Here is a 25701-nt window from a genome sequence, read left to right as displayed (position 1 = left end):
CCGGTTCCCGGGTTCCCGCCCCGGGTCGGGTGCTCAGTCCTGCCGGGGTCCCGCCAGGCCGGGCAGCAGCACGGGCAGCACACGTTCGAGCAGCTCGTCCCCGTCGCCGGCGGGGTCGATGAGCCGGTTGCGGGTCGAGCGCGCGCCGATCGCGATGACCAGGTCCACCATGTCGCGTGCCCCGATGCGCGGCTCGAGGCCCAGGGTGTCGAGGGCCTCGACGATGTAGGCGGCCATCCCGTCGCGGAAGTCGAGGAAGGACTCGCGCAGGTGGGCGGACTCCTCGGGGAAGCGCACCATGAGATTGGCCAGCGAGGACCACAGCAGGTAGAACTCGCGGTCGCGGGGGATGGCCGCGAGGAGGGCGTGGGAGAAGACGGTCAACTGGTCGACGTAGTCGGACCGGGTGTCCTCCGGGGACTCCGCGTGGAGCGCGTCCGGCCGGACGCCGGCGCCCGGCGCACCGGCACTGTTCCTGCCGGACGTCCCGAGGAGGGGGCGTGTCGTCTGGAGCAGGTTCTCCGCCACCCACGCCGCCGTGGCGGAACCGGTCGCGGTCGGGCGGGGCACCGCAGACGCGGGCCCCTCTCCCGTTGGCGTCGTCCCATGTGCCCCGGCCGTCGTGTCGACGAGGGCGGGGCCGCCCTCGTCGGAGGTGGGGGAGGAGTGCGGGGCGGGATCCGGGGCGGAGTCGATCTCCTCGCGCAGGCGGGTGCCGATGGCGGTGAGCACGGAGTCCCACTCGTGCTGGGCGACCTGCTGGACGAAGTGGTCCATGTCGGAGAAGTTCGAGTAGAACGCGCCGCGGGTGAAGCCCGCCTCGGCGGTGATGAGGCCGACGGAGGCTCCTCCCACGCCGTTCTCGGCGATGATGTGCCGTCCCGCCTCGAGCAGCCTGCGCTGGGTCTCCGCACGGCGCTCGGTGGTGGGCAGGTGGGCGAGTCTGCGCACCGCGGCACGTCGGGCCGAGACCCGTTGTGCGCTGCCGGCGTGTCGATGGGAGTCTGGGTCGGTGTCGCCCTCGTGGGTCGTGGGTCCACTGCCCATCGGTGACTCCTCCTCGTGCTCATGGACGACGTGCGCGCCCGTCCATTGTCCCCTGCCGATGCGGGTCGTGACGGGTGGCGGACCCGCTGCTGCGAGGGTCGGGTGACGTCGGATACATGAGTGTATCGACTGTGTTGCGCTCGAAGATACACCTATGTATCGTCGATGTCGACCAAGGAATACATATCTGTATCGAGGCTGCCCGGAGGCGTGTCCGGGCCCGGGTACTTCGTCCAGAAGGACATCGACGTGAAGAAGCTGACCGGCTCGACGCTGGCGAACATCATCGTGGTCATCGCCGTGGCAGTGATCCCGCTCATGTATGCGGGACTCCTGACCTCCGCCTACCAGAACCCCACCAACCGCGTCTACACGATCCAGGCGGCCGTGGTGAACGAGGACGTGGCCACGGACGTCGTCCTGGCCACGGGTTCAACGGAGCACTTCGCCCTCGGTGACGAGCTCGAGGATCGGCTCACCAGTCCGCAGGACGGCGAGGACGTCGGGTTCACCTGGCACTCGATGAGTGCTGAACAGGCCGCAGCGGACATGAAGGACGAGAAGATCCGGGCCGTCCTGACGATTCCCGCCGACTTCAGCGCCTCCACGACGAAGGTCGGGACCACGGATGCCGCCGCTGCCGCCCAGCAGACACTGGACCTGCGTACGGACGACGGCATCAACTACCTGGCCGGCACACTGGCCAGGACCGTTGCCGTCAACCTGGAGGACGAACTCACCGCCAAGGGTGCGGAGAAGTACACCGACAACATCCTCCTGTCGATCGGTACCATCAGGTCCGGCATGGAGGACGCCCAGTCCGGTGCCGAACAGCTCACCACCGGGGCGGACGCCCTGCAGTCCGGCCTCGACACGCTGGCGGAGGGGACCACGACCGCCGCCTCCGGAGCCGGCCAGCTGGCAGAGGGAGCCGGATCCGCCGCCACGGGCGCCACGCAGGCCGCGAGCGGCAGCTCCGCACTGGCCAGTGGCGTCTCACGCCTGGGTGCGGGCGCCTCCACGCTGTCCGGAGGGGTCGACCGCTACACCGCAGGTGTCGACCGGGCCGCCGCTGGTGCGAACTCCCTGGCCGGTGGTGTCACGACCTACACGAAGGGCGTCGACTCCGCTGCTGCCGGGGCGCAGCAACTGGCCGGTGGGGCGCAGGGACTGACGGCCCTGAACAGCGGCGTGGTGCAGTACACGGGTGGCGTGGACCAACTGCGCGTCAACGTCGTCAAGGATCAGGGATCGACACCCTCGCTGGTGACCGGTGTGAACGCCCTCGCGACCGGAACGCAGAAGCTGGCGGCCACGATCGACACCGCGGCGGCGGCGATCGGTGAACCCGGGGCACCAGCTGTGGATCCGAGCTCGATCAGCGGGTCGACCCCACTGACCACTGCCATGGCAACTCTCGTGGCGAGTGCAGGGAGTGCCGACCCCGCTTCCGGTCCGACTGGTCTGGTCAAGGGGGTCAGCGACTACACGGGAGGTACGACCGCCTATGTGGACGCGACGATCGGGGCCGTCAAGACCCAGATGGGCACAGCCTGTGCGGCCGAACCAAATGGTGAGACCTGTGCCCAGCTGGCGGCGGCGTACAAGGGCGGGCAGAGCCTGCTCGCCCAGGCGAACCCGCTCAAGCAGGCAGCAAGTGGGGTCGGACAGTTGGCCCGAGCCGTCGAGGACCAGGGGGTCACCCCGCTTGCAGCACAGATGCAGGCCGCGAATGACAGTTCCTCGGCCGAGAGCGTCCCCGCCCTCAATGCAGGGGCTCACACACTTGCAGAGCGCGTGGGCACTGCGACGGACGTCTACGACCCCTCCACCGGTGCGGGCCAGACCGTCGCCGGCGTGCTCAACACGCTGTCCTCCCAGTCCCCGGCACTGAGGACCGGCGCCTCGCAGGCCACCCGACTCATCGGTGGGACCGCGCAGCTGGACTCCGGTCTCTCGACGCTGTCCTCCAACTCCTCCACACTGCGCGCCGGCGTCGACCAGCTGAACTCCGGGGCCCAGCAGCTCTCCGGCACGTCCTCCTCCCTGCGCTCGGGTGCCTCCCAGCTCGCCTCCGGGGCCGCGGAGGCCGGCGACGGGGCCGACACCCTCACCGTCGGCCTGCGCGAGCTCAGTGACGGCACGACGACGCTCGCCTCGAAGACCGGCGAGCTCGCCACCGGCCTGGACACCCTGGACCGGGGCGCACAGAAGGCAGCCGAGGGCACCACCGCCCTCAGCACCGGGATCACCAAGCTCTCCGACGGGCTCAGCGACGGAGTCGACCGCATCCCCGACTACTCCGAGCGGGACTCCGCCCACATCGCCTCGGTGATCTCCAAGCCGGTCTCCGTGGACCCCGTGCGCGAGAACGCGGTGGCCAACAACGGTGCGGGCTTCACCCCGATGTTCATGTCGCTGGCGCTGTGGGTCGGTGGCATCGCGATCTTCCTCGTCCTGCCTGCGCTCGACCGCCGCCCCAGCCCCACCGAGCGGTGGTGGATGGCCCCGGTGCGTCCCGCGGTCACCGCCACCCTCATGGGTGTCGCCCAGGCAGTGCTCCTCATGGTCCTCACCAACTGGCTCGTGGGCCTGGAGGCCGTTGACGTCAGTGGTCTGATCCTGCTGGCCATCGCGAGCTCGTTGACCTTCGTGGCCCTCAACCAGATGCTCGTGGCGACGCTGGCCTACCGGGGCCGTTTCGTCTCCATCGTGTTCCTGTGCCTGCAGATCACCTCCATGGGAGCGACCTTCCCGATCGAGACGGCGCCGAAGTTCTTCCAGTGGATCCACCCGTGGCTGCCCATGTCCTACACGCAGCTCGCCTTCCGCGAGATGCTCGCGGGAGCAGGTGCCACCCACGCCGTGCGCAACTGCCTGCTGGTGCTGGCCCTGTACTTCGCGCTCGCGGTGGTCCTGACCTTCGTCGCTGCGCACCTGCGCTCCGGGGCCCGGCCCCTCCCGAGTGACAACGCCCTGCTGGGTGACTCACTGGCCGCAGCGGCCGAGGCGGACCGGGCGAGTGCCCGTGTGCGCGCCCAGATGGCACGCGAGGACCCGGGAGCAGCGGGGACGGGGGAGTCGGGTCCGACCCCGGCCTCCGCCTGAGGAGGACGAGGGCGTCCCGGGCGTGCCGTGACCTCCCCGGGCGCGGCGCCCCGGGGTGCCGCGGACATGTCCGGCAGGTTCGCTCACACCATCTCGGGGGGCCGCAGGTCAGCGCGGTCAGCGGTGACGGCGATCGCCGTGCGGTTGTCGACCCCGAGCTTGGTCTGGATCGAGGCGAGATGGGCCTTGACCGTCCCCTCGGAGATGAACAGGGCGGCAGCGACCTCCGCATTGGTGCGACCGAGGACGAGCTGGGCCGCCACGTCGCGCTCACGTGGGGACAGGGTGGCGACCAGTTCCCGTGCCCTGCGACGGAGCCCGGCGGAGACGTCGAGGCGGCGCTGGTCGAGCAGGCGGCGAGTGGATCGCGGTGAGAGGACTGCGTCGCCGGAGACCGCCGCACGTACCGCCTGGAGGATCTCCTCGGGGGCGGAGGACTTCAGGAGGAAGCCGGAGGCGCCGGCATCGAGGGCACGCACGACCGCGTCGTCGACGTCCCACGTGGTCAGGGCGACCACTTCGGGTGGGCGCGGGAGCGCCCGGATCCGGGTCGTGGCCGTGATGCCGTCGACGGAGGGCAGGCGCAGGTCCATGAGGACCACATCGGGGTGGTGGAGGCGGGCGGCCTCGACGGCTGCGCCGCCGTCCGTGGCCTCCGCGACGATCTCGACATCATCTGCGCCCTCCACCAGCCAGGACAGGGCCTGGCGGACCAAGGGGTCGTCGTCGACCAGGAGCACGCGGATGGGAGGTGTCACGCAGGAAGTCTAGAGGAGTGGGGCAGCGACCCGGCCCACCTCAGGGCCCGCGCCAGGGCAGGTCGACATGGACGTGGAACACGGTCCCGTCCCCGTCGACGCCGTGGAGCAGCGTGCCACCGAGCAACTCGACGCGTTCGGACAGACCGACGAGTCCCCTCAGCGGTCCCTGCACGGCGGTACCCGCCGTGGGCGGCATCGGGTTGGTCGCGTCGATGCTGATGCCGCCCGAGGGTGAACCCGCCACCGAGAGTGTGACCATCTGTCCCGGTGCGTGCTTGCGGGCGTTGGTGAGGATCTCCTGGATGATGCGGTGGACTGCCCTGGACAAGGTGGGATCGGCGTGGTCCGCGTCCTCGATGAAGATCGACGAGGCCACCACCTGGCCGGCCCGGACCGCCTCCTCGACCACCTGGGGGAGTCGCGACAGCGGAAGGGGTGGTGGTTCCGTGCCGAGGGGCTCGCGCAGGAGGTCGAGGAGGGAATGGAGGTCCTCCACGGCGGAGGCTGCCGATTCCCGGACGAGATGTGCGGACTGCTGCACCCTCGGGTCCCCGGTGTCCGAGGCCTTCGCGGCCCCCTCCAGGACCCCGGCGTGCAGGGCGATGATGGACAGCCGGTGGCCCATGACGTCGTGGACCTCCCGGGCGATGCGCTCGCGCTCGGCGCTGCGGGCGACCTCGTCGCCCAGGCGCGAGCTGATCCGGTGCTCCGCCTGGGCGCGATGGCTCGCCGCGTGGGAGAGCCTCATCGTGCGTACCAGCAGGCCCGAGCCCAGGCTGACGCCGATGCCGAGGGCAGCCAGCAGCGCGACCGCAGCGGCGGAGACCGGAGTGGTCACCTCTGGGGGGGTGTCGGCGGGAGCGAAGATGGTCCTGGTCAGTGAGGCGGAGTTGGGCGATGCCAGGGCGTCACGGATGACCACGATGCTCGACGTGAGGGCGGTGAGCCCGGCGGTCCACCACACAGCTGGCCCACGGCGTCTGCCGACCAGAGCCGCGAGCGCGACGAAGGCCAGGGTGTTGCCGATGGGCAGCACCAGGGGGACGAGGGCGGCACCGACGGCCAGGGCGAAGGGGTGGGTCCTGCGCCAGAAGAGCAGCACACATGCCCCCAGGACCACGGGCATTGCCACGAGGACGACGAGGACCGCCCACCCGGCCGAGCTGGAGGCTGCGTGACCTGCGGGGGAGAACGCCATGGAGACGAGGCTGCCGAGGCAGACGAGGAGTGCGTAGAGGAGTGAGCGCCACACCGGTGGCGCGTCCCCGTCGCCCACGACCTCACTTCTCCACATGTCCTGAATCGTAGGAGGTCCCGCCCTCGTCCCGGGGCAGCCGGACGGCCATGGGTCCGTGCCCGCCCCCCAGCTGATCGGAGGGGGTGGTACTGGCCGTGCGGCCGATGCGGAGGAGGCACCCGCACGGATGGGATGGGGGCATCCCTGAGACGAGGAGGACACCATGACCCATCCACTCAACCCGAACGATCCCGGTAGTGCCACCACACCGCCGGGCGCACCCGTGCCCCCGCAGGCCCCCACGCCCGCCGGAGCACCGATTCCCCAGGGGGCGCCGCCCTCGTCGGGCGCGGGGAGGACGCGCAACACCCTCGGTCTCGTGGCATTGGTGGTCGCGGTGCTCGGTACGGTCTTCGCCCTCGTCCACGGCGCGATGATCGTCGGCTGGATCCTGCTGCCCATCGCCTTCGTCCTGTCCGTCGTCGCCCTCGTGCAGCACGGCAGGTCCAAGGGGACGGCGGTGGCGGCACTCGTCGTGAGCATCGTCGGCACCGTCGTCGGGGTCGTGGCATTCATGGGAGCCGTCGGTGACGCGGTGGATGATGCGTTCAACACGCCCGTCTCGGGGGCGGCCCGATCGGAGGACACGGCCAGCCAGTCAGCTGCCGCACCGCAGGAGAGCACCGGGGCCGATGACTCCCCGCAGGCTGCCACGCCGCAGCCGTTCAACGCGAGCGGGCTCCTCGGGGGCAATGCCACCCCCAACTTCCCCGACGGTGAGGCAGGGAAGGTCTCGGTCGTGCAGGTCGGCTCCATGCTCAAGGACAAGGGCATACTGCTCTTCGCCTTCCGCAACAACACGGACGCTGCGATCTCCCACGTCGACTGGAGTGCGACCGCCCGCAGCGGCGGCTCGATCGTCGGCTCGGGTTCCAGCCAGGGCACCACACCCTCACAGGTCCGACCCGGCGAGGTCGGCCTCGCATACATCTTCTTCGACAGTGCGGCCACGATCCCCGACGATGCGGACTACGACTTCCAGGTCTCCACCTCCCCTGCCGACACGAGCTTCTTCAACACGGCAGACCTCGAGGTCACGGAGGCGAACGGGAGCAACGACGCGATCGTCGGGGGAGCGACCAATGCAACCGACGCGAATGCGACGGGCCCGTTCAGTGTGGACGTCTACTGCTTCGATGGTGACAACCTGATCGACCAGGCGACTGGCTTCAGCGCCCAGGACTCGGCTGCGCCCGGGGACGCGGTCTCCTTCTCGGTCGCACTCTACGGGCAGCAGTGCTCGACCTTCGCCCTGGGGGTGAGTGGCTACTTCCAGTAGGCAGCGGTCGATCTCCTGGCGGAGAGGCGCACGGGCTTCGCGACGCGGGTACCCGCACGGGTCCCGCGTCGCCCCCGTCGCACAGGTGCCCACGGCGTGACGCGTACGACAGACCTGAGGTGGTGTCCAGATCCCTCGCCCATCCGTGCAGGTGGCGGTGGACCTCTGTCCAGGAATCGGGTGGGTGGCGAGGGGCACAATAGACTGGGAGCAGGACCTCGACCACCCGGGAGACATCGATGCCGAACGCAACACCACAGGGAACTGCGGGGAGCCCCGCCCGCGTCCATGACGGGGAGGGCGTGCGTATCGGCGTCCTCACCTCCGGAGGCGACGCCCAGGGGATGAACGCCGCGGTGCGGGCCGTGGTGCGCACCGCGCTCGTCCACGGGGCCCGCCCCTTCGCCATCCTCGAGGGGTGGGCAGGAGCGGTCTCGGGCGGTGACGCGGTGCGCGAGATGAGCTGGTCCGACGCCTCGGGGATCCTCGCCGAGGGCGGGACCATCATCGGCACGGCCCGCTGCCCGGAGTTCCGGGACTACTCCGGTCGCCACGCGGCTGCGGCCCACCTCCTCGAGCACGGCATCGACCGTCTCGTCGTCATCGGCGGGGACGGGTCGCTCTCGGGCACCGAGGAGTTCCGTGGCGAGTGGGCCCAGCACGTCAGTGAACTCGTCAGCGAGGGTGCCATCACCCAGGAAGCGGCCGATGCGCACCCGGCGCTGCTGGTCGTGGGGCTGGTCGGCTCCATCGACAACGACCTGGTCGGTACCGACATGACGATCGGCGCGGACACGGCACTGCACCGCATCGTGGACGCGATGGACCAGATCTCCTCCACTGCGGCATCCCACCAGCGCACTTTCATCATCGAGGTCATGGGCCGCCACTGCGGCTACCTCCCCCTCATGGGTGCGGTCGCCGGAGGCGCCGACTACGTCTTCACACCGGAGAACCCCGCTGGTCCCGGCTGGGAGGACGACCTCTGCGAGAAGCTGCGCCTGGGTCGCGCAGCCGGGCGCAGGGACTCCATCGTGATCGTGGCCGAGGGCGCGGCGGACCGCGAGGGCAACCACCTCGACTCCCAGCAGATCGCGGACGCCATCAAGGACCGCACGGGTGAGGACCCGCGCATCACGATCCTCGGACACGTCCAACGCGGCGGATCCCCCTCCGCCTACGACCGGTGGATGTCGACCCTGCTCGGGTATGCCGCCGTTCAGGAGATCCTCGCGGCGACCCCCGAGGGCGAGCCGTCCATCCTGGGCGTCCGCCACAACCGGGTGACCCGCATCCCCCTCATGAAGGCCGTGCACGACACGCGGGCGGTGAAGAGCTTCGTGGCCTCGGGTGACTACGCGAGTGCACAGGCTGCCCGGGGAGCCAGCTTCACCCAGATGGTCTCCATCAACGAGATCCTCTCCGCCCCGCCCCAGCAGTCCGGCGAGGGCGGCGACGTCGAGGAGGGGGAACCGACGACGTCCCCCCGGGTCGCCATCCTCCACGCGGGCGGTCTCGCGCCGGGGATGAACACCGCGGCGCGCACGGCGGTGCGTCTGGGCATCGCCCGGGGATGGACCATGCTCGGTGTGGACGGCTCCTGGTCGGGCCTCATCGAGGACAAGGTCTCGACGTTGTCCTGGGCGGATGTCGAGGGATGGGCCTTCCACGGAGGGGCGGAGCTGGGCACCCGCCGTCCGGTTCCCGCCGTCGAGCAGTTCTACGCGATCGGACGCGCCATCGAGCGCAACTCCATCGACGCGCTCCTCGTCATCGGCGGCCTCAATGCCTACCTCGCCGTGCACGACATGGCCAAGGAACGTGACCGGTACCCGGCCTTCCGCATCCCCACGGTGCTCGTGCCGGCCTCCATCGACAACAACCTGCCCGGTTCCGAACTCTCCATCGGTGCGGACACCGCCCTGAACAACGCCGTGTGGGCACTGGACCGCATCAAGGAGTCCGCTGCTGCCTCCAAGCGCTGCTTCGTCGCAGAGGTCATGGGGCGGCGCTGCGGGTACCTGACCCTCATGTCGGGCATTGCCTCGGGGGCCGAGTACGCCTACCTGAACGAGGAGCCCTACACCCTGACCAAGGTCGACCAGGACGCGCGGCGGCTGCGGGCCTCCTTCGAGGCGGGCAGGCGCCTGTTCCTGGTGCTCATCAACGAGGAGGCCTCCCCGTACTACGACCGGGACTTCCTGGCCACGACCTTCGAGGCGGAGGGACAGGGACTCTTCGACGTGCGCAGCGCGGTGCTGGGCCACCTCCAGCAGGGAGGGGCGCCCTCGCCCTTCGACCGCCTGCTGGCCACCCGCCTGGTGCACTCCGCACTGGAGGTACTCGCGGACCAGTTCCGTGAGGGCTCCGACGACGCGGTCTACATCGGCACCGCCTCCAACACCACCGCCGCCCGGCCGGTGGAGCGCATGGAGGACGACCTCGACAAGATCAACCGCCGTCCCAGGGAACAGTGGTGGATGGACCTGCGCCCCGTCCTGGAGACCGTCTCCCTGCAGACCTCCGGCGGCATTCCCTCCCCGGTCCCGATCCTGGACTCGGTGGACAGCACCGACTGAACCCACCTCGTCCCCGCCCTCGTCCCCACGACGTCCCGCACCCACGGGCACCCCATCCACAGGAGCAGACATGAGCGACATCCCCACCCCCGTCGACCCGACGACCACCCCCGCCTGGCAGACGCTGGACCTGCGCGCCGACACCTTCGCACCGGACCTGCGTGCGTGGTTCGCGGCGGATCCGCACCGGGCCGCGCGCTGGACGCGCACCGTGGGTGACCTGCACGTGGATCTCTCCAAGAACCTCGTCGACGACACCGTGCTGGACGAGCTCCTCGCCCTGGCCGACCAGACCGGCGTGCTGGCCCACCGTGACCGCATGCTGCGCGGCGAACACATCAACGTCACCGAGGACCGGGCGGTGCTGCACACGGCGTTGCGCAGGCCCGAGGGCGAGCACCTGGAGGTCGACGGCCAGGAGGTCGTCGAGGACGTCCACGAGGTCCTCGCACGTGTCTACGACTTCGCCGACCGCGTGCGCTCCGGTGAGTGGACCGGGGTCACCGGGAAGCCCGTCGAGACCGTCGTCAACATCGGCATCGGCGGGTCCGACCTGGGCCCCGTCATGGCCTACGAGGCCCTCAAGCCCTACGTCAAGCAAGGACTGACCTGCCGCTTCATCTCCAACATCGACCCCACGGACGTCGGCGAGAAGACGAAGGACCTCGATCCGGAGACCACCCTCGTCATCGTCGCCTCCAAGACGTTCACCACGCTGGAGACCATCACCAACGCGCGTGTGGTGCGCGAGTGGTTCCTCTCGACCCTGCGCTCGCGGGGCATCCTCCACGAGGGCGACGCCGCGGCCGACGCCCTGGCGGTGTCCAAGCACTTCGTGGCCGTCTCCACCGCCCTGGACAAGGTGGCGGACTTCGGGATCGACCCCGACAACGCCTTCGGGTTCTGGAACTGGGTGGGTGGTCGCTACTCGGTCGACTCCGCCGTGGGGACGTCCCTGGCCGTGGCGATCGGACCGGACCGCTTCGAGGAGTTCCTCGAGGGCTTCCACGCCGTCGACGAGCACTTCGCCACGGCGAGCCCGCGCGACAACGTGCCCCTGCTCATGGGACTCCTCAATGTCTGGTACTCGAACTTCCTGGGTTCCGACACCCACGCCGTGCTGCCCTACTCCCAGTACCTGCACCGCTTCCCCGCCTACCTCCAGCAACTGACGATGGAGTCCAACGGGAAGTCGGTGCGGTGGGACGGCTCGGCGGTCGACTACGACACCGGCGAGGTCTTCTGGGGGGAGCCGGGCACGAACGGGCAGCACGCCTTCTACCAGCTCATCCACCAGGGGACGCGGATCGTGCCTGCCGACTTCATCGCCTTCGCCGAGCCGACCTGGGCGCTGCGCGACGGGGACGCCGACATGCACGAGCTGTTCCTGTCGAATTTCTTCGCCCAGACCAAGGCGCTGGCCTTCGGCAAGACGGCCGAGGAGGTGCGCGCCGAGGGCACGCCCGAGGCGATCGTGCCGGCACGGGTCTTCACCGGCAACCGTCCGACGACCTCGATCATGGCTCCGGCCCTCACGCCGTCGGTGCTGGGTCAGCTCATCGCGCTGTACGAGCACATCACCTTCGTCCAGGGTGCGGTGTGGGGGATCAACTCCTTCGACCAGTGGGGTGTCGAGCTGGGCAAGGCCCTGGCCCGTGGCCTCATGCCCGCCATCACGGGGGACACCGATGTGCTGGCGGAGCAGGACTCCTCCACCAGGGCCCTCATCGGCTACTACCACGCACACCGCTCCGTCCGCGACTGACCCCACCCCCGCCGAAGTCCGCTCTGTTCGGGGCTCGAAGTCCGCTCTGTTCGGGGCGTGAGGTCCGCTCTGCTCGGTGCCCGGGGTCGGCCCTGCTCCGGCCCCGTGGGCCGGGTTCACGCCGTGGAGTCGGGTGTGCCGTGTGCGGAGAGTCGTGAGTGAGAGGCCGTGGGTGAGGTCATCCGGCGGTGGCGCATCCGTGGTCGACCCCAGCGGCGTGTGGGGTCCTCGCGGCGCCTTGCTCCAACCGACGGGGCCCACGGTCCCACGTACGTGCCCGTGCCCGGTGGACCGTCAGCACACTGTTTTGTCCTGTCCTGTCCTGTCCGGGCAGGTCAGGGGTCAGTGAGTTTCCAATGAGCCGGCGCGTGGACGCCGCTGTCCTCCGCCGCGTCGGTCCCTATAGCTTGTCGGCATGGGATCCCGATGTCGAATGTGCAGCTGCTGAGCTGCTGAGCTGCTGAGCTGCTGAGCTGTCCCCGGTGTGGGGGGCGACGAGGGCGTCCACTGTTCGCGGGCCCGTGGGCCGGAGGACCCGGTCCGACGCCCCTGGACCCGGCCGTCCCCGGTCCGGCTCGAACGCAGGTCCGAGCACAGCTGTGACGGCCCCAGGGTCCGCCCCGACCCCAGAGCACTCCCGCGGTCACGGCCGATCCGCACGGTGTTCAGCTCCCGCTCCGGTCGGTTCACACGGTGTGATCCGCACGGGTCCTCCGTTCCCCGGTCCCGCCCTCGTCCCCGCAGCACCGCGACGGCAGGACCCGACCGCACCACGACTGTCCCCGCCCCAATCCAGTCGGGCTCGCCGGTCCGCCACCCATGGACCGCACGCCCGACCCGGGAGCCGCGAGACGTCGGCGGCCACGTCCCCGCGTCACTGTCGACCACCCCCACCAGATCCGTACCACGAGGAGACACCCATGGCCCGCATCCGCCCGCTGACAGCGCACGAACTCGACCCCGTCCAGGCCGAGGACTACGAGGAACTCGTCAGGCGCAACCATGTCACCCACATGCAGCGCACCCTGATCAGGGACCGCGCCACCTACCGCGCCTACGACGCCTGGCACCTGTCCTGGGACCGGCTCGTCCAGGTGGTGGGGGAGCGCGCCGCCACCGTCTTCGCCCACGCCATCTCCGAGACGAACGAGTGCCAGCTCTGCTCGCTGTACTTCGTCTCCGACCTCCGCGCGCTCGGAGTCGATCCCCATGACTATGTGCCCACGGAGGAGGAGAAGGTCCTCACGGAGCTCGGGCAGGCCATCGTGCGCGACCCGAACGCAGTGCCCGCCGAGCTCTTCGACCGGCTGCTCGCACGTCACAGCAGTGACGAGGTGGTGGTCATCGTCGGCTTCGCCGGCCAGATGATCGCCACCAACACCTTCAACTCCGTCCTCCAGGTGGACCTGGACGGTCGGCTGCTGCCGTTGCGGGATGCCGCCATCCTGTCCGCGCGGGCGGCGAGCGGCCCCGGGGCGTGGACGCCCGACGATCCGGGCGTGCCGGAGCCCGGACCTAGCGGCCCACACTCCGGTGCCGGGGCGAGCTGATCCAGTCCCGCTCCGTTCCCCCGACCTTCCGTCCCCCGACCCCTCGTCCTCCGTCCCCTGCACCCCACGCCTCGACCCACGTCCCCCTGCCCCAGCCCCCGCCTTCCCGGCACCCACCACCAGGAGAACCTGACATGAGCAATGACCTCGGATTCGGCACGCGCAGCATCCACGCCGGCTACACCCCGGCCGACCACAACTGGTCGGTCGTCCCACCCATCTACCAGACGGCAGCCTTCGACCTCGGCGACACCGACCGGGCGAGGCGCCTGTGGACGGGTGAGGAGGCTGCGGGGATCTACACCCGCGTCGGAAACCCGACAGTGGGTGTCCTGGAGGAGCGGATCGCCGCCCTGGAGGGTGGGAGTGCGGCGATCGGGCTGGCCTCGGGAATGTCCGCGATCTCCTACGTCGCACTCCTCCTGGGCGAGGGTGGGGGCACCATCATCTCCGGGTCCTCCCTCTACGGGGCGGCCCAGGAGGCGCTCAAGGACTTCCTGCCGAGGTTCGGGGTGAACACCCGCTTCGTGGCGGACCGCAACGATCCTGCTGCCTACGAGGCACTCATCGACGACGACACCCGCGCGGTCTTCATCGAGTCCATCTCCAACCCCAACGCCGAGCTCTACGACATCGATGCCATCGCCGAGGTCGCCCACCGCCACGGCGTCCCCGTCGTCGTCGACAACACGGTCGCCACGCCCTACCTGCTGCGTCCCTTCGAGCACGGTGCCGACATCGTCGTGTACTCGGCGACGAAGGGTCTCTCGGGCCACGGCAACGTGATCGCGGGCCTGGTCGTGGAGAACGGGACGTTCCAGTTCGGCCCGGAGCGTTTCGCCAACCTGCACGAGAAGTCCTGGAAGATCCGCGACATCCACGACCGTCCACGCACGGTGCTCGAGGCCGCTCCCACGGCGCCCATCACGACGGCCCTGCGTGCCTTCCACCTGGAGTTCATCGGCGCCAAGCTGGCGCCCTCAGAGGCCTACCTGGCTCTGCTCGGCCTGGCGACCATCAAGGAACGCCTCGATGTCCAGGTCCGCAACGCCCAGGCCCTGGCGGAGCATCTCCAGGGCCACGACCACGTCGAATGGGTGCGTTACCCGGGCCTGGCCTCCAGCGAGTTCCACGACCTCGCGCTCCGGGACTTCCCCCATGGCGCCGGGGGCATCCTCTCCTTCGGCTTCGGCGGGGACCACGACCAGCTGAGGACCTTCATCAGCGCCCTGGAGGTCTTCTCCTACCACGTCAACATCGGTGACGTGCGCAGCCTCATCGTGAACTCACCCAGGACCACGCACGCGGAGCTCGCCCCCGAGGTGCACGAGCTGGCGGGCATCCCACCCAACCTGGTGCGCATCTCGGCGGGACTTGAGGACACGCAGGACCTCGTCGATGACCTCGACCGGGCCTTCGCAGCCACCTTCGGCCACTGACGGGTCCCGCAGCGGGCACTCCCGGCGCGCCCGGGGGCGCCGGGGGTGGACAGGTCGGGGCGCGGACGAGGGCGGGCCCGCTCGGCTGTGTCGCGGTCGGGCGTCGGCCCCGACGAGGGCGGATCCGCGCCCTCCCCGGTCGGCATGGAACACGGGCCGGTGGGAACCGGTGCACGGCGCCGCGAAGCTGCACGGACTTCGCACCGAATCAGAGCGGACTTCGAGCCCCGAACTGAGCGGACTTCGAGCCCGGAACTGAGCGGACTTCGGGCTCAGGGGGTGGGGGCGTCGCCCGCCTCGTGGTCCCGCGCCGTGAGGTTCCGGGTCGCATCCAGGCGCGAGGCCGCGTTGAGCTCGTCCACCGCGAGGGAGACGGCCTCGTCAGCGGTGATCCACTCCTCCTGCACGGCCTCCTTCTCCCGGGCCCACTTGCGCAGGGAGCCGGGCGTCAGGGTCGTGTCCAGCCGGGTCCGTGCCGCCTCCACGTCGAATGTCGCGGAAGGCCAGGTGGGGTCGATCTCGGCCAGGGTACGGGTGAGGATCTCGGTGACGGCCAGACGGGAGTACCACTTGCGGTCGGCGGGGACGACGTACCAGGGAGCGATCTCGGTGGACGTGCGCGAGAGGACCTCCGCATAGGCTGCCTGGAAGTGTGCCCAGTCGTCACGGGTGTCCAGGTCGTTGGTGGAGAACTTCCAGTGCTTGTCCGAGCGGTCCAGACGCTCCCTCAGGCGCAGCCCCTGCTCCTCGTAGGAGACCATCAGGCACACCTTGACGATGCGTGTGCCGGCCCGGGTGGCCGCGACCTCCATCTCGTAGATGTCGTGGTAGCGACGGTTGAGTTCATCCGTGTCGACCACCCAGGACTCTCCGTGCTCGTCGCGACGCCCGGTCAATGACTGGGCGGTGGGCACCAGGAGGTCCTCGTAGTGGGAGCGGTCGAAGACCCCGATGTGCCCGGGGCGGGGCAGACGGGGACGGATCCTCCACAGGAAGTCGTGCTGGCGCTCCTCCTCGGTCGGTGCCTTGAACGCGGCGATCTCGACGCCCTGCGGGTCGACCTGTCCGACGACGTGGCGCACGATGCCGCCCTTGCCGGAGGTGTCCAGTCCCTGCAGGACCAGCAGCACGCTGTCCTGGGAACCTCCACGGGAGGAGGCGTAGAGACGCTCCTGGAGTTGGGAGAGGAACTCCGAGCGCGTGTCCGTCCACTTCTCCGCGGCCCGACGACCCCGGTCCCACCCCGGTGTGGAGTCCCGGGCGAGGTCCGCGAGGTCGAACTGGGGACCGACCCGCAGGAGCTCACGCGGATCGGAGGTCCACCCACCGGTCACGCCGTTGCCGGCGGAGGCGGCCCCCTTCCCGGACTTCGCCTTCTTGGACTTCGTCTTCCCCTTCTTCATGCTCCCCTTCTTCCCGGCCTCGACGGACAGCGCGTTCTCGCGTGCCGCGCGAGCCTCGGTGCCGGCCCTGCGCGCACGCTCGATGGCCGCTCTGCGGGCCTTCTCCTCCGCGGCGGCCTGCTTGCGCCGCTTCTTCTCGCCCATGTCACACCCTGTCCGCACCGCTGTCGGCGCCGCTCTCGTCAGTGGTCCTGCCTCCCGCCCGCCGGCGCCCTGTGGTGCGGCGGGCCGGAACTGCTCCCAACGGTAGTTCTATTGCGCAGGTCACGTCGGAGGAGTGCCCGGTCTGGGACTGCTGGCACTGTCTGTGGCCCCGACCACCGCCTACTCTGGAGGAGTCGTGTCCGGCGGATGGGCCGTCGGACGAGGAAGCGGCGCAGCCCATGCGTCGCAGGAACACCACACAAGGAGTTGCTCACATGGCAGATCCCCGTATCGTCACCGTCACCGGTGCCGCCGGCAACATCGGGTACGCCCTCCTCTTCCGCATCGCATCGGGCCAGCTCTTCGGCCCCGACGTCCCCGTCAAGCTGAACCTGCTGGAGATCCCCCAGGCCGTCAAGGCCGCGGAGGGCACCGCGATGGAGCTCGACGACTGCGCGTTCCCGCTGCTGGCCGGGGTCGACATCTACGACGATGCCACCAAGGCCTTCGAGGGAACCAACGTCGCCTACCTGGTCGGGGCCCGCCCCCGTTCCAAGGGCATGGAGCGCGCGGACCTCTTGGAGGCCAACGCCGGGATCTTCGGACCCCAGGGTGCCGCCATCAACGAGGGCGCAGCCGATGACGTGCGCGTCCTGGTGGTCGGCAACCCGGCCAACACCAACGCGGTCATCGCCCAGAACGCCGCCCCCGACGTCCCGGCCACCCGCTTCACCTCGATGATGCGCCTGGACCACAACCGCGCACTGTCCCAGCTGGCGCACAAGACCGGTTCCCACGTCGCCGACATCAAGGAGATCGTCGTGTGGGGCAACCACTCCGCCGACCAGTACCCCGATGTCTCCTACGCGACCGTCGCCGGCAAGCCCGCCGTGGACCTGGTCGACGAGAAGTGGCTGGCCGAGGAGTTCCGTCCGACCGTCGCCAAGCGTGGTGCGGCCATCATCGCCGCCCGTGGCGCCTCCTCCGCGGCCTCCGCCGCCAACGCCGCCATCGACCACGTGCACACGTGGATCTTCGGCACGCCCGAGGACGAGTTCGTCACCGCCGGCGTCTACTCCGACGGCACCCACTACGGCGTGCCCGCGGGCCTGTCCTTCGGCTTCCCCGTCAAGGCACAGGGCGGCGAGTACGTGGTCGTCGACGGCCTGGAGATCTCCGAGGGCACCCGCGCCGGGATCGACCACAACATCAAGGCGCTCCAGGAGGAGTACGAGGCCGTCAAGGAACTCGGCTTCATCAAGTGAGCCAGGGGCGCGGCCCCGTGGCATGAGCCGCGGGCGCGCATCGGCGGTCGTGATGCCGTGACGCCCCGCCACGGGGCGGACGAGGGCGGCACCGCCGGACCGGGGCCGGTCGGGGAGCGATCCCCGACCGGCCCCTCCTTCGTCCTCCCGGTCCCGACGCCCGGACCCGTGACACCGCGGGCCTCCCCGCGCGGCTAGCCTGTGGCCATGGCGAACCCCACCACGACCTCCACCAAACTGGTCGTCACACTGTCCTGTCCCGACCAACCCGGCATCGTGCACGCGGTGTCCGGGGTGATGACGGGCATCGACGGGAACATCATCCAGTCCCAGCAGTTCGGGGACCCCGACTCGGGCCTGTTCTTCATGAGGGTCGAGGTGGACTCACCCGTCGGTCGCGCCCCCGTCGAGGAGGGCATCGAAGAGGTCGCCGAGCACTTCGGCGCGACCTGGCACGTGGACGAGCTGGGTCGACCCCTGCGGACCGTCATCATGGTCTCGCGTGAGGGTCACTGCCTGACCGACCTGCTCTACCGCCAGCGCAGCCAGGGCCTGCCCATCGAGGTCGTCGCCGTTGTCGGCAACCATCCCGACCTGGCGCCCGTCGCCCAGTTCTACGGGGTGCCCTTCCTGCTGATCCCCGTCACCAAGGAGTCGAAGGCACGCGCCGAGGAGGAACTCCTGGACCTGGTGCGGGCGGAGAACGTCGAACTCCTGATCCTCGCCCGCTACATGCAGATCGTCTCCGAGCAGGTCTGCGAACGCATGTCGGGCCGCATCATCAACATCCACCACTCCTTCCTCCCCAGCTTCAAGGGCGCGCGCCCCTACGCACAGGCGCACAGCCGCGGCGTCAAGCTCATCGGCGCGACCGCCCACTACGTCACCCCCGACCTGGACGAGGGTCCGATCATCGAGCAGGACGTCACCCGCGTCACCCACGCGGACACGACCACCGACATGGTGGCCCTGGGTCAGGACGTCGAGCGGCGGGTGCTGGCGCAGGCCGTGCGCTGGCACTCCGAGCACCGCGTGCTCCTGGACGGGTCGCGGACCGTCGTCTTCTCGCGCTGAACTCCGCCCGCACGGCACTGCCCCTCCGGCCCCCGCACCCAGCACCGACCACCTCCAGGACCTCCCCACCGTCCCGGACGGGACCACCCGATGCAGGTCTCCCATGGCCCAGATGTTTCAAGTCCTGTAGTATCCGGTTCACCGGGAAGGACCAAGGTCCCGGGAGGGCGGATCGGAGGCGGAATGGACGTGGACACGGCTGCCGTGGGGTATGTCCCCGGCGGATTCGACATGTTGCACATCGGGCACCTCAACATCCTCAGGGCCGCACGCCGACGGTGTGGCCGCCTGGTGGTGGGGGTGGCGACGGACGAGGCCCTGCTCCGCATGAAGGGCAGGCTCCCGGTCATCCCCCAGCCCGAGCGCATGGAACTCATCGCGAGTCTGAGGTTCGTCGACGACGTCGTCACGGACTCCTCCCAGGACAAGCGCATCGCCTGGCACAGGCATCCCTTCGACGTCCTCTTCAAGGGCGATGACTGGAAGGGGACCCCCAAGGGCGACCGGCTCGAAGCCGAACTCGCGGAGGTCGGGGCGCGGGTCGACTACCTCCCCTACACGCCCTCCACCTCCTCCTCATTGCTGCGCAGCTTCCTCTCGCGCGCGGTCCCTCCCGACGAGGGCGTCGCCGCCCCGGCCGGTGTCGGGGTCGTGCGCGCGGGGGAGCTGGGACGATGAGGACGCGTCGGGGATCCGCTGCACCCGGCGCCCGGAGCGCACTCGACGCCGCGCAGAAACCGGGCGCGGGCGTCCCCGCCTACACGCGTTGGGTCAACCGGCGCGGTGCGCGCCTCGTGGCCGCCCTCGGTGCCACCAGGGGGTGGACACCCAACGCCGTGACGGGGATGTCAGCACTCGCCTCCGCCGTGGGGATGGTGCTGCTGGTCGCGGTCCCCCCCTCCCCCCTGCTCGGCGTCGGTGTCGCAGTGGCGCTGGCCACGGGATACCTGCTCGACTCCGCCGATGGCCAGCTGGCGCGACTGAGTGGGCAGTCCTCGAAAGCGGGGGAGTGGGTGGACCACGTCGTCGACGGTTTCCGCTCGCCTGCAATTCACCTCTGCGTCGCGGTGGCGGTGGTCCTGCACGTTCCCGATGCCCGGTGGCTGGCACCCGTGGCCCTGGTGTACGCACTGGTGACCAGCGGCCAGTTCCTCAGCCAGATCCTCGCCGAGGCCATGCTCAGGGGAGCCGGGGCCGCCCAGAGACGTGGTGGCGACCTGCGGTCCTGGGTACTGCTGCCCACTGATCCCGGTGTCCTGTGCTGGTCGTTCCTCCTGTGGGGGACGGGGGCGCCCTTCGCCGTCACCTACTCCTGCCTGGCGGCTGTGGCCGTGGTCCATGCCGCGTTCTCACTGCGCCGACGCCATCGTGACCTCCTCGCGATCGACGCATCCGCGTCCACGTCCGAGGCCGTGGCGGGGCCCGCGGCCACAGGTGCGGGAAGTCCTGGTGCGACGGAGCCGACAGCTCCGTCCCCGTCCTCCACGACTGCTGCCGACACGGGAACGGACCACGGCGCACGGCTGCTCGCCGTCCCGCCCCCGTCGGCGCCGCAGGGGGGTGACGGCCGTGCCTGACCTCAGCGTGGTGATGCCGGCGCGCAATGCCGCCGCGGACGTGGCCCACGCCGTCTCCTCCACACTGCGCGCCCTGCCCCGGGACGCGGAACTGGTCGTCCTGGACGACGGGTCCAGCGACACCACGTCCCAGGAGGTCCTCAAGGGGGCGGGAGGCGCGGATGCCCCCGATCCGCGTCTGCGTCTGCTGCGCCGCCCCCCGTCAGGTGGGATCACCCCGGCACTGACCACACTGCTGGCGGCGACCGACAGTCGCCTCGTGGCGCGCATGGACGCCGACGACGTGTGCCTGCCCTGGCGTTTCCGCACGACCCTGCGCCGGCTCGACCGTGGATGCGACCTGGTCTTCAGCCAGGTCGTGAACATCGTGGGACGCCGACCCGTTCCTGAGGTCCCCGTCGGGATCCCACCGAGGGCCTTCCCCCTGCACCTGCTGCTCACGAACCCCGTCTCCCACCCCACCGCCATTGCCCGGCGCGAGCTGATCGACCGGGTGGGAGGCTATCGGGCCGTCCCCGCAGAGGACTACGACCTGTGGCTGCGGTGCGCGACGGCGGGTGCCCGGATCCGCAGGGTCGGTGTGTGGGGACTCCTCTACAGGATCCACCCCGGCCAGATCACCGCCTCGGAGCAGTGGCGTCGCTCCTCCTGGGAGGACAGCCTCCAGGCGGAGGCCTTCGCGGACCTGTCGGAGGAGCTGGTGGGGGTGCGGTTGCCCCGGCTCGTGTCCCTCTCCCTCCTGCCCGGTCCGGCACGCGAGGAGGGACTGGAACGCTTCCGCGCCTCCGTGCTCCCCGCCATCGAGGCGCTCGGGGGGGTGCAGGCACGATTCCTCCGACGTCGACTGGATGCCCGGAGCGCCTGGGTCCGCTCCTGCCCGGTGCCGGCGACCGGGGCACAGCCGGGGGAGGGGACATGAGCGCGGCGGACGTCTTCCCCGAACCGACGGGGACCAGGACCCTCCTGCGCATCGTCCGGACGCGTCGCGTGTGGGTCCTCGTCGGCACCCTGGTCGGTGTGGTCGCTGCCGTCGGGATGCTCGTCCTCGTCCCCAGGACGGCCACGGTCAGTGCCCTGGTGAACATCACCGCCGTCACCACGGACCCCGCTCCCCAGGACCGCTCCGCCTCCAACCTGGTCGACATGTCCACCGAGGTGCAGATCGCCCGCTCCTCCCTGACCGCCTCACGTGCGGCGGAGATGCTCGGCCCGGGATGGATGGCCGCCGACCTGCGCGAGGGGACCGAGGTAACGGGTGATGCGGAGGGGACGATCGTGCGGATCTCCGTCTCCTCCACCAGCGAGGCGGAGGCACGGCGGGCTGCGGACGCCCTCGCCCGGGCCTACCTGGAGGTACGCACCTCCCTGGTCCGCGAGCGTGTGGAAGCGGTCGCGGAGTCCATCGACACCGAGCTCTCCGCACTGAGGGACCAACTCCGCGACGCCCTCGTCGAGGCGCAGTCGGCGACGGAGGGCAGCACGGAGCGCGCCGCAGCCCAGGCGCAGGAGGACACCCTGCGCACACGCATCCAGACCCTGTCGACCCGGCGTGCCTCCCTCTACGACATCACCTCCGATGCCGGGCAGGTCCTCACCCCGGCCGCCGACGCGACCGCCTGGTGGGCACCCTCGCGGAGCACGTTCCTCCTCGGTGGGGCGGCGGCAGGAGTGGTGCTCGGACTGGCGCTCGCCCTGCTTCGCCAGGGACTCGCGCGCCATCCCGCTGGTCCCGAGGAACTCTCCGAGGTCCTCGGCGTCCCCGTCTGGTCCCGCGATGCCGCGGGCGCGGGCGAGGGCACGGGTACGGAGGCGTGGGCGAGTGCCGCGCAGCTGGCCGCCTTCGCCTCCGAGGGCGCGGGTCCCTGCGGCCTGATGCTGGAGGGCTCCTCCCCGGATGCGGCCGATGTCGAGGGCGCCTTCGCTGCCACCCGTCGCCAGTCCGGGTCCGGGGGTCCCCGCGGTCCGCGCATGGCGGGGGTCGAGGTCATCGACCTCGACGCCACCCGGGCCGACGTCCTGCGGGCACTGTCGGGAGTCCATGTCGTGGTCCTCGCGCTGTCTCCGCGCTGGCGGACCCGGGACCTGCGCCGCCTGGTCGACGAAGTCGCTGCCACCGGTCGTGAGCTCGTGGGGGCAGTCGTGGTGGAAGAGGGGCGGAGACGATGAGACGGATCGCCGGCCAGCCCGCAGACCTCGCCGATGTGGACCCACTCCGTGCCATGGTCGCCGAGCTGGACCTCGCCAGTGGGGACCTGCGGATCGTCTCAGGTGGCCCCGGGGACCCACGCGCCCTCGTCCTCGTGCGCCGGGGGAGACGGGTGGTCGACCTGGTGGAGGTCGTGGGAGCCCACGACCTGCCCGCGCGCCTGCCCGGTACCTCCGTCGCCGACACCCCCGAGAGGGGGTGGCGCTCGGGGAGCGGTGCCGCCCTCTCCGCCAGCATCGTCATCTGCACCGTCGGTTCGAACCCGCTCCTGAGTGCAGCCGTCCGGGCGGCGCTGGCCCAGGAGCACGACGACTTCGAGGTGCTCGTCGTGGACAACGCCCCCGGCCGGGGCGGGACCCGACGGCTCCTGGAGGGCATCGAGGACCCGCGTGTGCGCATCGTCGAGGAGCCGCTCCCGGGACTGTCCCACGCCCGCAACAGGGGAGTGCTCCACGCGCGGGGACAGGTCATCGCCTTCACCGACGACGACGCGGTCACGGATGCGGGCTGGCTCCCGGAGATGCTCGACGTCCTGGCCTCCGACCCGGGAGGCGAGGTCGGTGGTGTCACGGGGATCGCCCTCCCGGCAGAACTGCGCCACCGCTCCCAGCGCTTCTTCGAGTCGCGGGGTGGCTTCCCCAAGGACCTGCGCCCGCTGGTGTGGTCGCTCGGGCACGTCTCCCCGCGCATCTCCGCGTTCGGGGAACGGGGCGAGGGCGGGCCCCTGCACCCACTGACCACGGCGCGGGTCGGGGCGGGCGTCTCGATGGCCTTCCGCCGTGAGGTGCTGGAGCTGGTCGGCCCCTTCGACCCGGCCCTGGGAGCGGGGACACCGACCCTGGGTGGGGAGGACATGGACATCTTCGCCCGGGTGCTGCGTGCCGGCCGGGCCATCGTCCACACCCCCGACGCCGTGCTCTTCCACAGTCATCGTCCGACCCTGGGCGAACTCCACCGCCAGATCCACGGCAACGGCACCGGCAGTGCTGCGCTCCTGGTGAAGACCCTGCTGGAGGACCCCCGGCGCGGCGTGGACGTCCTCGCCAGGGTACCGGCCGTCCTGCGACGCGCGGCGCCTGGCTCGGAGAGGGTGCGCGGCAGGGACGCCGACGTCCCGACCTCGCTGAGTGTGACCGAGCTGACCGGTCTCCTCACGGGCCCCCTGCTCTACCTCCGCTCGCGCCTGGCGGCCCGGGGTGCCGGGGAGGGGTCGTGACCACCCGGCCCCTCCTGGCCCGGGACGGGGGAAGGGGTGCACCCGCGGGCGGGACGAGGGCGGGAGGGGCAGTCGGGTCCGTCGACGGGACGCCGGTCGAGCACCTGCCCGCGTGGCCGCTCGTCGCCCCCTTCGCCGCCTACCTGCTGTGGTGGGTGCTGGGTGTGGGGGACATGGTCTGGATCCTCGCCGGCGGTGCTGCCGTCGTGCTCCTGGTCGGTGTGCGAGGGCTGCGCCTGCCACCGGGAATGCTCGTGTGGCTCTTCTTCCTCGCCTGGGTGCTCGTCTCCCTGGTGATGATCGACTCCACGGGTCGACTCATCGGTGCCGTCTACCGACTCCTCCTCTACGCAGCCGCGACTGCCCTGGGCATCTACGCCTACACGGCACGGTCGGCGCTCCCCCTGGTGAGGATCACGGGTGCGATGACCTGGTTCCTGGGGGGGATGACCGTCGGTGGGATCCTCGCGATGGTGCTCCCGGAGCTGGTCATCCGCACGCCCATGGCGTGGGTCGTCCCCCGGGGTCTGGCCGCGAACGACCTGGTCGGTGAGATGGTCGTGCGCCGGACCTCCCAGTGGAAGGCCGATGCGTGGGAGCCCCAGGCGGTGCGACCGGCCGCGCCCTTCCTGTACACGAACACGTGGGGCAACGTGTACTCCCTGGTCCTGCCCCTGGTCCTCCTCCACCTCTCCCTCGTGTGGCGCACGCGCTGGCGCTGGCCCACAGCCCTGGTCGCGGCGGCGTCGGTGGTACCGGCCGTGTCCACCCTCAACCGCGGCATGTTCATCGGTCTGGGCGTGGTGGGACTGTGGTGTGCGTTCCAGGCCCTGAGACGGGGTGCGGTGCTCCCGGTCCTGGCGGCAGGAGTGGCGCTGGTGGTCGCCGTGGGCGCATGGGCCGCCTCTCCCGCGGGACGTGCCTTCACCAACCGTGTGGAGACGACGGAGTCGACCACGGACCGGGCCGAGCTCTACCGGATGACCGTCGAGGGCGCTGCGACCTCGCCGCTGTTCGGGTTCGGGGCCCCGAGGCCCGCCCCCCAGCCCTGGCTGCCCTCGTTGGGGACCCAGGGACAGTTCTGGACCGTCCTCTTCTCACACGGTTTCATCGGGATCGCCCTGTTCATGGGGTACTTCCTGGTCCTGACGCCCATGGTGGTCAAGCGCATCGACACGGCCGGCGCGGTCCTGGGGGGCATCGTCCTGGCCACCCTGGTGGAGACGAGCTACTACGGGATGATGACCGGCATCATGGTCAGCGTCGTCGCGGCCTGCCTGCTCATGCGTCCCGACACGGTCGTCAGCACCCGGGCGGGTCCGCGAACTCCTGTTCCGCCAGCTTCCACGTCCCGTTCTCCAGGGCGAGGCGGAGAACGTTGAGCGTGCGCTGGGGTGCGTCAGGACTGCGCATGTCGGTCCCGGTGTCGTCGAGCACGCTGACACGTGAGGAGTCCACGCACACCTGCATCCTCACCCAGGTCCCGTCGGGGTCGGAGTCGAGGATCTCCGGGTCCTCCAGACTCGGCGCCCCGGACTGTGTCCACTCCTGGGACTCCCACTCCTGGCGCTGGTTCTCGAAGGCCTCCAGTGCGGCCCCCGTGAGCACCTGTGTCATGTCCGTCGCCTCCGCCGGGTCCACGAGGGCGGCGCCGACGGCCCCGAGTGCGTGTTCGGCGACCTCCTCGGCGTCCTGGGCGGCCAGCGGACCGGGCGCGTCGGTGCCACTGGGGGCAGGGGTCGGGGTCGACGCGGAGCCGGTGGGCGAAGGAGCGGGCCGTGCCGCACCCGACTGCGCCGCGGCGGACGGGGACGGGGAACCGCTGGCAGGGCCGTCGGCGTCGGAGGAGGAGGCGCGCTGGGAGAACGCCCAGTACGCGAGTGCTGCCAGGACGAGGACGGCCACCGCCAGGAGCGCGAGCAGTCGTCTCGGGGGGGACGTTCCTTCCTCGGACATCTCTCCTCCACGGGGGCGATGGTGTTGTGTGCGTC

The 25701-nt window shown here is 70.6% G+C and carries 19 protein-coding genes; 14 read left to right on the top strand and 5 right to left on the bottom strand.

Annotated elements, in window-relative coordinates:
- Positions 1-33 precede the first annotated feature (33 nt).
- Entirely contained in the window at positions 34-1047 is a 1014-nt protein-coding gene (locus BQ9890_RS15120) for a TetR family transcriptional regulator (protein WP_075889093.1), read from the bottom strand.
- 165 nt (positions 1048-1212) lie between these two features.
- Here BQ9890_RS15120 and BQ9890_RS02450 point away from each other — a divergent pair, with 165 nt between their 5' ends.
- Complete coding sequence (locus BQ9890_RS02450) at positions 1213-4155, top strand: YhgE/Pip domain-containing protein (protein WP_078062181.1); 2943 nt, start codon at positions 1213-1215, stop codon at positions 4153-4155.
- Between the two features lie 83 nt (positions 4156-4238).
- Here the strand turns inward: BQ9890_RS02450 and BQ9890_RS02445 are convergent, their stop codons facing one another.
- Together BQ9890_RS02445 and BQ9890_RS02440 are read right to left on the bottom strand one after the other, a co-directional pair.
- On the bottom strand, positions 4239-4913 hold the full coding sequence (locus tag BQ9890_RS02445) for a response regulator (RefSeq protein ID WP_075889089.1): 675 nt from the start codon (positions 4911-4913) through the stop codon (positions 4239-4241).
- Positions 4914-4953: 40 nt separating this feature from the next.
- A complete protein-coding gene (locus BQ9890_RS02440; RefSeq protein ID WP_075889087.1) occupies positions 4954-6210 on the bottom strand; it encodes a sensor histidine kinase in 1257 nt (418 codons plus the stop codon).
- Positions 6211-6376: 166 nt separating this feature from the next.
- Between BQ9890_RS02440 and BQ9890_RS02435 the strand changes: the two genes are divergently transcribed.
- The 5 genes from BQ9890_RS02435 (at position 6377) to BQ9890_RS02415 (ending at position 14825) form a co-directional block, all read left to right on the top strand.
- A complete protein-coding gene (locus tag BQ9890_RS02435; protein ID WP_143226210.1) occupies positions 6377-7492 on the top strand; it encodes a CPBP family intramembrane glutamic endopeptidase in 1116 nt (371 codons plus the stop codon).
- Between the two features lie 239 nt (positions 7493-7731).
- Complete coding sequence (locus tag BQ9890_RS02430) at positions 7732-10071, top strand: 6-phosphofructokinase (RefSeq protein WP_075889085.1); 2340 nt, start codon at positions 7732-7734, stop codon at positions 10069-10071.
- Between the two features lie 70 nt (positions 10072-10141).
- Positions 10142-11836, top strand: a complete 1695-nt coding sequence (pgi, locus tag BQ9890_RS02425) for a glucose-6-phosphate isomerase (protein WP_075889083.1) — start codon at positions 10142-10144, stop codon at positions 11834-11836.
- Positions 11837-12756: 920 nt separating this feature from the next.
- Positions 12757-13386 (top strand): hypothetical protein, encoded by a 630-nt coding sequence (locus tag BQ9890_RS02420; RefSeq protein WP_075889081.1) that lies wholly within the window; start codon positions 12757-12759, stop codon positions 13384-13386.
- Between the two features lie 134 nt (positions 13387-13520).
- Positions 13521-14825, top strand: a complete 1305-nt coding sequence (locus tag BQ9890_RS02415) for an O-acetylhomoserine aminocarboxypropyltransferase/cysteine synthase family protein (RefSeq protein WP_075889079.1) — start codon at positions 13521-13523, stop codon at positions 14823-14825.
- A 272-nt stretch (positions 14826-15097) separates the two neighbouring features.
- On the opposite strand, the gene BQ9890_RS02410 is transcribed toward BQ9890_RS02415, so the two are convergent.
- Positions 15098-16372 carry a PPK2 family polyphosphate kinase gene (locus tag BQ9890_RS02410; protein ID WP_230297783.1) on the bottom strand — a complete coding sequence of 425 codons (1275 nt, stop codon included), beginning with the start codon at positions 16370-16372 and terminating at the stop codon, positions 15098-15100.
- A gap of 275 nt (positions 16373-16647) precedes the next feature.
- Between BQ9890_RS02410 and BQ9890_RS02405 the strand changes: the two genes are divergently transcribed.
- The 8 genes from BQ9890_RS02405 (at position 16648) to BQ9890_RS02370 (ending at position 25092) form a co-directional block, all read left to right on the top strand.
- Positions 16648-17637: a malate dehydrogenase gene (locus BQ9890_RS02405; RefSeq protein WP_075889077.1), complete on the top strand. Its 990-nt coding sequence runs from the start codon at positions 16648-16650 to the stop codon at positions 17635-17637.
- A 207-nt stretch (positions 17638-17844) separates the two neighbouring features.
- Entirely contained in the window at positions 17845-18711 is an 867-nt protein-coding gene (purU, locus tag BQ9890_RS02400; protein WP_075889075.1) for a formyltetrahydrofolate deformylase, read from the top strand.
- 183 nt (positions 18712-18894) lie between these two features.
- Positions 18895-19389, top strand: coding sequence for an FAD synthase family protein (locus BQ9890_RS02395; protein WP_075889073.1), 495 nt, complete (start codon positions 18895-18897; stop codon positions 19387-19389).
- Positions 19386-20288, top strand: a complete 903-nt coding sequence (locus tag BQ9890_RS02390; RefSeq protein WP_075889071.1) for a CDP-alcohol phosphatidyltransferase family protein — start codon at positions 19386-19388, stop codon at positions 20286-20288. The genes BQ9890_RS02395 and BQ9890_RS02390 overlap by 4 nt, the downstream gene beginning before the upstream one ends.
- Complete coding sequence (locus BQ9890_RS02385) at positions 20281-21207, top strand: glycosyltransferase family 2 protein (RefSeq protein ID WP_075889069.1); 927 nt, start codon at positions 20281-20283, stop codon at positions 21205-21207. Before BQ9890_RS02390 ends, BQ9890_RS02385 begins: the two co-directional genes overlap by 8 nt.
- A complete protein-coding gene (locus tag BQ9890_RS02380) occupies positions 21204-22454 on the top strand; it encodes a GumC domain-containing protein (protein ID WP_075889067.1) in 1251 nt (416 codons plus the stop codon). The genes BQ9890_RS02385 and BQ9890_RS02380 overlap by 4 nt, the downstream gene beginning before the upstream one ends.
- On the top strand, positions 22451-23710 hold the full coding sequence (locus BQ9890_RS02375) for a glycosyltransferase family 2 protein (protein ID WP_075889065.1): 1260 nt from the start codon (positions 22451-22453) through the stop codon (positions 23708-23710). The genes BQ9890_RS02380 and BQ9890_RS02375 overlap by 4 nt, the downstream gene beginning before the upstream one ends.
- The gene (locus BQ9890_RS02370) at positions 23707-25092 is read left to right on the top strand and encodes an O-antigen ligase family protein (RefSeq protein ID WP_075889063.1); all 1386 of its coding nucleotides are present in this window, start codon (positions 23707-23709) and stop codon (positions 25090-25092) included. Before BQ9890_RS02375 ends, BQ9890_RS02370 begins: the two co-directional genes overlap by 4 nt.
- Here BQ9890_RS02370 and BQ9890_RS02365 read toward each other — a convergent pair.
- Positions 25013-25666, bottom strand: a complete 654-nt coding sequence (locus BQ9890_RS02365; RefSeq protein ID WP_075889061.1) for a lipase chaperone — start codon at positions 25664-25666, stop codon at positions 25013-25015. The two genes, BQ9890_RS02370 and BQ9890_RS02365, sit on opposite strands and share 80 nt — an antisense overlap.
- Positions 25667-25701: the final 35 nt, after the last annotated feature.

The organism is Actinomyces provencensis, from assembly GCF_900155435.1.
Lineage (GTDB): Bacteria > Actinomycetota > Actinomycetes > Actinomycetales > Actinomycetaceae > Pauljensenia > Pauljensenia provencensis.
This window is presented reverse-complemented; position numbering and strand designations above follow the sequence as displayed.